Annotated in this window: 6 protein-coding genes; 1 reads left to right on the top strand and 5 read right to left on the bottom strand. The window is 70.3% G+C overall.

What is annotated here, in order from left to right:
- Nucleotides 1–7: 7 nt before the first annotated feature.
- The 5 genes from AC07SQ_RS28745 to AC07SQ_RS28725 form a co-directional block, all read right to left on the bottom strand.
- Nucleotides 8–466, bottom strand: a complete 459-nt coding sequence (locus AC07SQ_RS28745) for a RidA family protein (protein ID WP_062476784.1) — start codon at nt 464–466, stop codon at nt 8–10.
- The gene (locus AC07SQ_RS28740) at nt 463–1,455 is read right to left on the bottom strand and encodes a transglutaminase family protein (protein WP_495272949.1); all 993 of its coding nucleotides are present in this window, start codon (nt 1,453–1,455) and stop codon (nt 463–465) included. Before AC07SQ_RS28740 ends, AC07SQ_RS28745 begins: the two co-directional genes overlap by 4 nt.
- A gap of 16 nt (nt 1,456–1,471) precedes the next feature.
- On the bottom strand, nt 1,472–2,293 hold the full coding sequence (locus tag AC07SQ_RS28735; RefSeq protein ID WP_495272950.1) for a basic amino acid ABC transporter substrate-binding protein: 822 nt from the start codon (nt 2,291–2,293) through the stop codon (nt 1,472–1,474).
- A gap of 42 nt (nt 2,294–2,335) precedes the next feature.
- The gene (locus AC07SQ_RS28730; RefSeq protein ID WP_495272951.1) at nt 2,336–5,080 is read right to left on the bottom strand and encodes a circularly permuted type 2 ATP-grasp protein; all 2,745 of its coding nucleotides are present in this window, start codon (nt 5,078–5,080) and stop codon (nt 2,336–2,338) included.
- Nucleotides 5,081–5,295: 215 nt separating this feature from the next.
- Complete coding sequence (locus AC07SQ_RS28725; RefSeq protein ID WP_495272952.1) at nt 5,296–8,796, bottom strand: transglutaminase family protein; 3,501 nt, start codon at nt 8,794–8,796, stop codon at nt 5,296–5,298.
- Nucleotides 8,797–8,917: 121 nt separating this feature from the next.
- Here AC07SQ_RS28725 and AC07SQ_RS28720 point away from each other — a divergent pair, with 121 nt between their 5' ends.
- A complete protein-coding gene (locus AC07SQ_RS28720; protein WP_495272953.1) occupies nt 8,918–11,383 on the top strand; it encodes a DNA internalization-related competence protein ComEC/Rec2 in 2,466 nt (821 codons plus the stop codon).
- Nucleotides 11,384–11,438 lie beyond the last annotated feature (55 nt).

Genomic DNA, 11,438 nt, shown 5'->3' with positions numbered 1-11,438 from the left:
AAGAAGATCAGCCGATCTCCGCGATCAGCTCGATCTCGACGCAAGCACCCATCGGGATCTGCGCCACGCCGAAGGCGCTGCGTGCATGCGCGCCCTTTTCGGGGCCGAACACTTCGGCGAAGAATTCGCTGGCGCCGTTGGTCACCAGGTGCTGTTCGGTGAAGGTGCCGACCGAGTTCACGAGGCTCATCACCTTGACGATGCGCTTGACCTTGTTGAGGTCGCCCACGGCCGCGTGCAGCGTGCCGAGCAGGTCGATGGCGATGGCGCGTGCGGCCTGCTTGCCTTCGTCGGTGCCGATGTTGGCGCCGAGCTGGCCGACCCAGACCTTGCCGTCCTTCTTGGCGATGTGGCCCGACAGGAACACGAGGTTGCCGGTCTGCACGAAGGGCACGTAGGCGGCGGCGGGGGCGGACACCGGGGGCAGGGAAATGCCGAGGCTGGAAAGCTTGTCGTAAACGCTCATGGAGACTCCTGATCTGGGGATGATGATGACGATGACGGGGGTGATTGTGTCTGTGTTTGCGTCGCCGACGCCGGCAGCTGCACCACTTCCCCCACGGGTTGCACGGTCACGCCGACATGCAGCGTGTGGCGTGCGCCGCCATGCAGCACGCCGCGCATCGGCGAGACGTCGGAGTAGTCGCGCCCGATGGCGAGCGTGACGTAGTCCTCGCCGGGCTGGCGGCCGTTGGTGGGGTCGAAGTCGGCCCAGTCACCCACGCTCTCGGGGCCTTCGCCCTCGCCGGGCAGATACACCGACACCCACGCATGCGAGGCGTCGGCGCCCACCAGGCGCGGCTGGCCCGGCGGCGGCTGCGTGAGCAGGTAGCCGCTCACGTAGCGCGCCGGCAGGCCCATGGCGCGAAAGCACGCGATGAGGATGTGGGCGAAGTCCTGGCACACGCCCTTGCGCTGCGCCAGGGCCTCGACGGCGGGGGTGTTGATCTCGGTGCTGTCGGCGTCGTAGGCGAAGTCGCGGTACATGCGCTCGGTGAGGTCCATCGCCACGTCGAAGGTGGGGCGCTCGGGCACGAAGCTGGCGCGCGCGTAGGCCACGAAGTCGTCGTGGCGCGGCACGTACGGCGAGGGAAACACGAACTCCGAAGCGGGGTCGAAGGGCGCGTCCTTGCGAAAGCGGAAGCGCTCGCGCACGGTCTCCCAGGGCAGCTCGCGCGCCACGGCGGGCGAGAGCACGGGCTCTGAGGTTTTCACGACGCTTTCGGCCGTGACGATGAGGTGGTCGTGCGTGGACTCGAGCGCGAAGAAGGCGCGCGTGTTGCCGTACAGGTCGGGCACCTCGTTGCGTTGCGCGGGCGCGGGGTCGATCGTGAGCTGGTGGCTCACGAGCTCCTGCGAGGCGGTGGCCAGCGGGCGCAGGTGCGCCAGGTGCTGCGCCGTCTCGACCGCCGGCGCGTACGCGTAGCGCGTTTCGTGGGTGACGTGCAGCAGCATCGCGCCGGCCCGTTGCCTACTTGGACTCGGCGCCGAAGTGCGAGGCGTAGATCTTGGCGTAGGTGCCGTCGGCCTTGATGTCGGCCAGGCCCTTGTCGATCTTCGCCAGCAGCTCGGCGTTGCCCTTCTTCACGGCGATGCCGTACTGCTCGGTCGAGAAGCCGGCGTCGCTCACGGTCTTGAAACCACCGCCCGGGTTGTTCGCCAGGTAATGGGCGACCACGCCGTTGTCGGCCACCACGGCCTGCACGCCGCCGGCTTCGAGTTCCTTGAGCGCCAGCGGCGTCGACTCGAAGCGCTTGATGTCGGTGCTCGACTTGCCCAGCAGCTTGCCCACCACCTCGTCGCCGGTGGTGCCGTTCTGCACGCCAACCTTGAGCTTCTTGATGTCGTCGAATTTCGCGACCGCCGAGTCGCTCTTCACCGCGATGAGCTGGCGGGCCTCGAAGTAGGGCTGCGAGAAGTCCATCGTCTGGCGGCGCTCGGGCGTGATCGTGATGGCCGACACCAGCAGGTCGCGGTCGCCCAGCTCGAGCGTGTTGAAGATGCCTTCCCACGGCGTGTTGACGAACTTCACCTCGATGCCGGCCTTCTGCGCGATGGCCTTCACCACGTCGATGTCGAAGCCCACGACCTCGCCCTTTTCGTTCTGCGATTCGAAGGGCGTGTAGGCGGCGTCGGTGCCGACGACCAGCACGCGCGGTGCGGCGGCGGGCGGCGGTGCCGAAGCGGCCGCGGGCGCGGCAGGTTCCTGCTTGCCGCAGCCGGCGAGCGCGAGGCCGACCAGGAGGCTGGCGGCGGTCAGTGTGAGACGGCGGTTGAGGGCGATGCCGGACATGGAAATGCCTCCTTCGAAATATCGTTGTGTGTATCTGTGGAATCAGGCGCCCACGGAGCGCAGCGATTCCGAGGTGAGCGTGAAGTAGCGCGTGCCGATGGCGTCTGACACGTGGTACGCCGCCGTCTCGCAGGTGGCGAGCAGTTCGACCAGCGCGGGGTAGTCGGCGCCGGGGCCGGCCGCGCACAGGTGTTCCAGCGTCCAGGTGGCGGGGTCGGGCAACTCGTACGACAGGGCCGTGAGCTTGCCCGGCGCGCTGCCCGCGAGCCGCGCGATGCGACCGCGCAGGGTCTGCGTGACCCAGGCCAGCGAACGCGGGTTCTCGGCGTCGAGCACCAGCAGGTCGACCAGCGTGGCGACGTCGCGGCGCTGCTGGTAGCGGGCATGGAAGGTGATGGTGCTGTCGAACAGCGCCACCATGGCTTCGAAGCCGCTCACCTCGTGCACGGCGCCGTTGGCGAAGCCGGCCTCGAGCGCGCTCGAGAGGAAGCCCAGCCGCTCGATGTGGCGGCCGATCGACAGCAGCCGCCATGCGTCGTCGCGCGTCATGCGGTCGGTCTGCGCGCCGGTCATGGCGGCCAGCGCGGTGCTCGCGGATTCGAGCGCGCGCAGGGCGGCGCTGGCGGCAAAGCTGCCTTCGCCGGCCTGCTCGGCCGCGCGCCGCAAAAAGTCGCTTTCGGCGCGCACGATCTGGTTCCAGTTGTCCTGCGAGAGCCGCTCGCGCACGGCCGCCGCGGCCTGCCGGATGCTGCGCAGGCTGTAGCCGACGCTGCCGCCGTGGTCGACGTCGCCCAGCTCGGCGATGAGCGCGCGCTCGAACACGCGGCGCGACTGCGGCGCGCTCGGCGCCTCGGCCGGCACGAGTGCGTTGCGCACCGCCATGCGGTGCAGCCATTCGAGCAGCGGGCGCGAGGACTGGTCTTCGCTGCCCAGCAGGTTGAGTGTGAGCCGCGCCAGGCGCACCGCGTTTTCGGCGCGCTCGGTGTAGCGGCCGAGCCAGAACATGTTCTCGGCCGCGCGGCTGGTGACCGGTGCGCGGTGCCGCGCCAGCGAGGCCGGCGTGGCGTGCGGCTGCAGCAGCGTGGTGCGGTCGACCTCGCCGTGCGTCTGCACCCAGACGTCGGCACTGCTGCCGCCGCGCTGCATCGAGGCGATCTGTGCGTCGGGGCCTGCCAGGCGCGCCAGCCCGCCGGGCAGCACGCGCCACGACTGCGGGCCGTCGCTCACCGCGAACACGCGCAGCATCAGCGCGCGCGGTGCGATGTGGCCGGGGCCGAGGTCGCTGGCCCAGGTCGGCATCTGCGACAGCGGCAGGTAGCCCTGCACCGTGTGGACGTCGCCCTCGCGCACGATGCGGCCGGCCCATTCGTCGATTTCACGGCGGCTGAGTTGGCTCCCGAACACGGCGTCGAAACTGGAGCGCCCCTGGAAGCCGGGGTAGGTCGGCTTGATGGCACTCTCGCCCAGCTGCGGCAGCACGGCCTCGAGCGAGGCGCGTTCGCCGCACCACCAGGTCGGCAGCGCCGGCAGCTTGAGCTTCTCGCCGATGAGCCGCAGCGCCAGCCCCGGCAGGAAGCCCAGCAGCGCCGGCGATTCAAGGAAGGCCGAGCCCGGCATGTTGGCCACCAGCAGGTTGCCCGCGCGGATCGCCTGCAGCAGGCCGGGCACGCCGAGCGTGGAGTCGGGGCGCAGCTCCAGCGGGTCGAGGAACTGGTCGTCGAGCCGCTTGATGAGGCCGTGCACCGGGCGCAGGCCCTGCAGGGTCTTGAGGTACAGGCGCTGGTCGCGCACCGTGAGGTCGCTGCCCTCGACCAGCGTCAGGCCGAGGTAGCGCGCCAGGTAGGCGTGCTCGAAGTAGGTTTCGTTGTACGGGCCCGGCGTGAGCAGTGCGATGTGCGGCGGCGAGCCCGAGGGGCACATGCGCTGCAGGCCTTCCATCATGGCGCTGTAGGTGGCGGCGAGCCGCTGCACCTGCAGCGCCTCGAAGGCCTGTGGAAACTGCCGCGTGATCGCGAGGCGGTTCTCCAGCAGGTAGCCCAGGCCCGAAGGCGCCTGCGTGCGCTGCGAGACCACCCACCAGTTGCCGTCGGGGCCGCGTGCGAGGTCGAAGGCGGCGATGTGCAGCCAGGTGTCGCCTGCCGGCTTCACGCCGTGCAGCGCGCGCAGGTAGCCGGGGTGGCCGCGCACCAGCGCCGGCGGCAGCAGGCCTTCGGCCAGCAGCTGTTGCGGTCCGTAAGCATCGGCCATCACGCGGTCGAGCACGCGCACGCGCTGCTGCACGCCGGCCTCGATCTGGGCCCAGCTCTCGGGCGAGACGATCAGCGGAAACAGGTCGAGCGACCACGGCCGCTGCGGGCCGTTGGCGTCGGCGTACACGTTGTAGGTGACGCCGTTGTCGCGGATCTGCCGCTCGAGGCTGACCGCGCGCCGCGGCAGGTCGTTGATGCCGCCGGGGCCGAGCTGTTCGAAGAAGGCGTTCCAGGCGGGGGTGAGCGGGGGCTGGTCGCCGGAAGGTGAAGGTTCCTGTGCCTGCGATTGCGAGGACGACTGTGACTGGGACTGCGATTGCGACGGGGTCGGTCGCTCCTCGGCGGCGTCGTACAGCAGCGGGGCCGCGGCGGGCGCCGGGGCCCCGCCCGACACCGGCCGCGAGGGCGCCGCAGGCGTCGCCTGTCCTCGCAATTCGTCGAAATGCCCAGGCAGGGCCGCCGGCGCGAGCGAAGACGCCAGCGCCGCCGGATGCTCCGGGGCCTGGGCGTCGAACAGGGATTCGTTCAGGGGTTCCACAGGGGGGAGATTGTCACATCACCGTCACCGGGGCCCGCCAAGCGAAGCGATCCGGCGAAATGCCGAACGCTTCCTGGCCGATTTCATGCGCAGCGCCCGCCCGAGGAGTGGGCGGTTTTGAGGTCACGGACGGTGACCTCAAACAACGGCCACTGGACCCCGAAGGCGTGCGGCAAGCAATAAGCGCCCCGCACGAACAGAGCCCACCTCGATCCTCAGCGCCGCAGGTCCAGCGTGAACGGAAACTCCCGGCTGCCCGGCAGCTCGATGGTGGCCGGCGGGGTGCGCAGCAGGCCCGGCGTGTGGCCGGTGCGCGTGAAGCGCGAGTGGCGACGGCTCTCGGCCTCGTAGGCGTTGACCGGGAAGGTGTCGTAGTTGCGACCGCCCGGGTGGGCGACGAAGTACTGGCAGCCGCCCAGCGAGCGCTTCATCCAGGTGTCGACGAGGTCGAAGGTCAGCGGTGCGTGGGCCGGGATGCTCGGGTGCAGCGCCGAGGGCGGGTTCCACGCCTTGTAGCGCACGCCCGCGACGAATTCGCCGGTGACGCCCGTGGGCTGCAGCGGCAGCACCTTGCCGTTGACGGTGACGACGTGGCGGCTTTCGTTCAGGCCGGTCACGCGCACCTCGATGCGCTCCAGCGACGAATCGACATAGCGCACCGTGCCGCCGGCCGAGCCTTCTTCGCCCATCACGTGCCACGGTTCGAGCGCGTTGCGCAGCGACAGCTCCACACCCATCGACTGCATCTGGCCCACGAGCGGGAAGCGGAACTCGAAGTGCGGCGCGAACCAGTCGGCATCGAACGCAAAGCCGGCCTGGCGCATCTCGCTGATGACGTCGTCGAAGTCCATCTTGACGAAGGTCGGCAGCAGGAAGCGGTCGTGCAGCTCGGTGCCCCAGCGTGTGACGGGCGCCTGGTAGGGCGCGTCCCAGAAGCGGGCGACCAGCGCGCGGATCAGCAGCTGCTGCGCGATGCTCATGCGCGCATGCGGCGGCATCTCGAAGGCGCGCAGTTCCAGCAGGCCGAGGCGGCCGGTGCTGGAATCGGGCGAGTAGAGCTTGTCGATGCAGAACTCGCTGCGGTGCGTGTTGCCCGACACGTCGATCAGGATGTTGCGCAGCGTGCGGTCGACCAGCCACGCAGGCATGTTCTGTCCGTAGATCTCGCGGTTCTTGGCGATCTCCTTCAGCGCGATCTCGAGTTCGTAGACCTGGTCGTTGCGCGCTTCGTCCACGCGCGGCGCCTGGCTGGTCGGGCCGATGAACATGCCCGAGAACAGGTAGCTCAGCGAGGGGTGGTTGTGCCAGTACAGCAGCAGGCTGGCCAGCAGCTCGGGCCGGCGCAGGAACGGGCTGTCCGCCGGCGTGGCGCCGCCCATCACGAAGTGGTTGCCGCCGCCGGTGCCGGTGTGGCGGCCGTCGGTCATGAACTTCTCGGCCGACAGGCGCGTCTCGAACGCGGCGTTGTAGAGGAACTCGGTGTGGTCGACGAGTTCCTTCCAGTTGTGGGCCGGGTGGATGTTGACTTCGATCACGCCCGGGTCGGGCGTCACGGCCAGCATCTTCAGGCGCGGATCGCGCGGCGGCGGATAGCCTTCCATCACGATGCGCACGCCCAGCTGCTGCGCGGTGGCTTCGACGGCGGCGACGAGATCGAGGTAGTCCTCCAGGCGCGCCAGCGGCGGCATGAAGACGTAGAGCACACCCGAGGCGCTGCCTTTCTTCTCGGCCGCCGGGCCGTTGGCGCGGCGCGGGTCGCGCACCTCGACGCACAGCGCGGTGCGCGTGACCCAGTGGGCCGATTCGCCGCGCAGCGGCTGGCGCGTGGCGGGCGTGGCGGCATCGGCAGAAGCAGCTGCATCGCCCTTCGCCGCATCGCCGGGGCTCTGCATGCGCAGCGACGCGGCCATCACGGGCGGCGTGCCGAAGGTGTAGGGCACCTCGCCCAGGTCGGCGCCGGCCACCGGGGTGGCGGTGGCATAGCGCGCGCGGTAGTCGGACGCGGTGGGCAACGCGGCGCGCGGCGCGGTCGGGTCGCGCTCGATGAGGTAGGGGTAGTCGCCCTTGCTGGCCCACGGCTGCGAGTCGAGCGGCAGGCGGTAGCCCATGGGCGAATCGCCCGGGATCAGGAACAGGCGGTCGTCGCGCAGGAACCAGGGGCCGGTCTTCCAGCCGGGGCCGGCGAGCGCGGGCGTGTCGCTGTTGGCGTTGCCGGGCTCGATGGGCAGCATGTAGCCGATCACCGCGTCGAGCTTCTGCGTGAACACGCGGCGCAGGCGCACGCGTTCGAGTTCGTCGTCCAGCTTGGAGTCGAAGGGGTCGACGTTCACCGGCAGGCGGCGTTCGCGCCACAGGTAGTAGTAGGTGTCCTCGTAGCCGGCCTGGATGTAGCGCTCGGTGAGGCCCAGCTTGTGCGCCAGCACGGTGGTGAAGCGGCGCGCGTCCTCGCTCGTGTAGTGCGTGGGAAAGCGCTCGTCGGCGAACAGCTCGGGGTCGTGCCACAGCGTCTGGCCGTCGGCGCGCCAGAAGATCGACAGCGCCCAGCGCGGCAGTTGTTCGCCCGGGTACCACTTGCCCTGGCCGAAATGCAGGAAGCCGCCCTGGCCGTACTCGGCGCGCAGCTTGTGCACGAGCTCGGTGGCGTAGCCGCGCTTGGTGGGGCCGAGCGCGTCGGTGTTCCATTCGGGCGCGTCGCGGTCGCTGGTGGCCACGTAGGTGGGCTCGCCGCCCATCGTGAGGCGCACGTCGCCGGCCACGAGGCGCGCATCGACCGCGTCGCCGAGCGCGAGCACCTCGGCCCATTGTTCTTCGGTGTAGGGCTTGGTGACGCGCGGCGATTCGTAGATGCGCGTGACCTTCATCTCGTGGCTGAACTCGACCTCGGACTCGTCGACGCCGCCTTCGATGGGCGCGGCGCTCGACGGCGTGGGCGTGCAGGCCAGCGGGATGTGGCCTTCGCCGGCCAGCAGGCCCGAGGTGGCATCCAGGCCGATCCAGCCGGCGCCCGGCAGGAACACCTCGCACCAGGCGTGCAGGTCGGTGAAGTCGACCGTGGTGCCGCTGGGGCCGTCGAGCGCCTTCACGTCGGGCGTGAGCTGGATCAGGTAGCCCGACACGAAGCGCGCGGCCAGGCCGCAGTGGCGCAGCAACTGCACCAGCAGCCAGCCCGAGTCGCGGCAGGAGCCGCTGCCGTTGCTGAGCGTTTCTTCCGGCGTCTGCACGCCGGGCTCCATGCGGATGAGGTAGCTGACGTCCTTCTGCACCTGCTGGTTGATGCCGACCAGGAAGTCGATGGTGCGCTGTTCCTTGCGCTCGATCCTGTCGAGGTAGGCCTGCAGCAGCGGCGTGGGCTTTTCGGTGACGAGGTAGGGCGCCAGCTCCTCGGCCTGCGAGGCCGTGTACTTGAAGGGGAAGTTCTCGGCCTGCGGCTCGAGAAAGAAGTCGAAGGGGTTGTAGACCGCCATCTCGACCACGAGGTCGACCGTGACCTTGAACTCGCGCGTCTTCTCGGGGAACACGAGCCGCGCCTGGTAGTTGGCGAACGGGTCCTGCATCCAGTTGACGAAGTGCTCGGCCGGCTCGACCCGCAGCGAGTACGAGATCACATTGCTGCGGCAATGGGGCGCGGGGCGCAGTCGCACGACTTGCGGGCCCAACTGCACCAGGCGGTCGTATGTGTAGTGGGTGACGTGGTGGAGTGCGGCGTGGATGGACATGCGTAGGGGCGTGCAGTGCAGCGAGGTTGCATCGAAAAGATGTCTCTGGTGAGACGCATACTAGCCCAGTTGCCAAGCAATTAACGCGCCATCGAGCGTGGGTTGGGGGAGGGTTTGCATCATGGATTCCGGGGTGTGGGGAGGGCAGTCGCGGCGTGTGTCCGGCGCTGTCGCGGGTGGGTCGGGGGCCTTCGTTGCGCTGGGCGGCACGCTGCTCGGCGCGGCGGTGCAACTGCGCCAGCCGCTGTTGTGGGCGGCGGGTGTTTACGTCGCGTTGCCGCTCGTGGGGCTCGGCGGCGGATGGCTGTTGTGGCGGTGGCGTGGGCCTCGGTGGGCGGTGCTCGTGCTGTCGCTGACCTGCGGCGCGATGGCCGGTGCGGGGCTCGCTGGATGGCGCGCGACGGCCTATGCGAGCGGGGCGCTGGACCCGCAACTGGAAGGGCGCGACCTGCGGCTCACGGGCGTGGTCTCGCAGATGCCGCAGCCCGGCGAGATCGGAACGCGCTTCCGTTTCGACGTGGAGATGGCGCAGTGGGCCGATGCCTCCGATGAGGCGCCACCGACGGTGCCGTCACGCATCGCACTCGCCTGGTACGGCGAATACAGCGGGATGTGGGAGCAGCCCGCCGAACGTCGCGCATCCGTCGCACGCACCGTGGGCGAGGTGCATGCCGGCCAGCGCTGGCAACTGACCGTGCGCCTGCGCGCGCCGCACGGCAACCTCAATCCGCATGGCTTCGACAGCGAACTGTGGGCGTGGGAGCAGGGCGTGCATGCGCAGGGCCATGTGCGGGCCGGGGCGCGCGACCCCGCGCCGCGCCTGCTGGGCACCACATGGCGGCACCCGATCGAGCGGGCGCGCGAAGCCGTGCGCGATGCCGTCTTCGCGCGCGTGGACGACCGGCGTCAGGCCGGCGTGATCGCCGCGCTCGTCACCGGCGACCAGGGCGCCATCGACCGTGCCGACTGGGACGTGTTCCGCGCCACCGGCGTCGCCCACCTGATGTCGATCTCGGGCCTGCACATCACTTTGTTCGCGTGGTTCGCGGCGCATGTGGTGGGCGCGTTCTGGCGGCGCAGCAGCCGGCTCATGCTGCGGCTGCCCGCGCAACAGGCCGCACTCGCCGGCGGGGTGCTGCTGGCCGCGCTCTATGCGCTCTTCAGCGGCTGGGGCGTGCCCTCGCAGCGCACGGTCTGGATGCTCGTGGCCGTGGCGCTGCTGCGGCTGACCGGTCGGCGCTGGCCGTGGCCGCACGTCTGGCTGCTGACGGCGGCGGTCGTGGTGGCCGCCGATCCATGGGCGCTGCTGCAGGCCGGCTTCTGGCTCAGCTTCGTGGCGGTGGCGGTGCTGTTCGCCTCCGCCACGGCCGTGCCGGGCGAGGGGCGGGTGGGCGCGCTCACGCGCCTGGGCCGCTTCTTTCGTGAGCAATGGACGATCACGCTGGCGCTCACGCCGCTGAGCCTGCTGCTGTTCCAGCAGGTGTCGGTGGTCGGGCTGGTGGCCAACGCGCTCGCGATCCCGTGGGTGACGCTGGTGATCACGCCGCTGGCGATGCTCGGTGTGGCGGTGCCGCCGCTGTGGGACGTGGCGGCTGGCGCCGTGAAGCTGTTCGCGCTGTTGCTGCAGGCGCTCGCCGGCCTGCCGTTCGCCACGCTGTCGATGGCCGCACCACCCGCGTGGCTGGCTGCGGGTGGCGTGGCAGGCGGCGTGCTGCTGGCGATGCGCCTGCCGTGGTCCATGCGCGCGCTCGGCCTGCCGCTGCTGCTGCCAGTGCTTTTGTGGCAGCCAGCGCGGCCCGCCGTGGGCGAGTTCGACCTGCTCGCCGCCGACATCGGGCAGGGCAACGCGGTGCTCGTACGCACCGCCACGCACAGCCTGCTGTACGACGCCGGCCCGCGCTACGGGCTCGACAGCGACGCGGGCCACCGCGTGCTCGTGCCGCTGCTGCGCGCACGCGGCGAACGGCTCGACATGCTCCTGCTGAGCCATCGCGACATCGACCACACCGGCGGCGCGCCCGCGGTGCTTGCCATGCAGCCGCAGGCGGCGCTGCTGAGTTCCATCGAGGCCGGGCATCCGCTGCAGGCGCTGCGCCCCGCGCGCCGCTGCGAGGCCGGGCAGCGCTGGACCTGGGACGGGGTGGATTTCGAGGTACTGTTTCCCTTCGACAGCGACTACCTCGGCTTCACGCGGCCCAATGCCGTGTCGTGCGTGCTGCGCATCGGCAACGGCCGTGCCACGGTTCTATTGGCGGGCGATATCGAACGGCTGCAGGAGGCCGCGCTGGTGTCGCGAACGCCCGGGCTTGCGGCCGACGTGCTGCTGGTGCCGCACCATGGCAGCAAGACCTCGTCGAGCGAGCTTTTTCTGGATGCCGTGCGCCCGCGCATCGCGCTCGCGCAGGCCGGCTACCGCAGCCGCTTCGGCCACCCCGCGCCCGAGGTGGTGGCGCGCTACGTCGAACGCGGCGTGCAGGTGGTCGACAGCCCGCGCTGCGGCGCCGCCCACTGGGCGAGCCCGGCGCCGGCCGAGCTGAAGTGTGAACGCGCGAATGATCCGCGCTACTGGCGCCACCGCATGCCATGAAGGTCCGAAACGCGAAATGCCCTCGCATCGGGCCCAAACCTAGGGCTTCTACTGG

Source organism: Variovorax sp. GW821-FHT06D12, from assembly GCF_059419205.1.
This window is presented reverse-complemented; position numbering and strand designations above follow the sequence as displayed.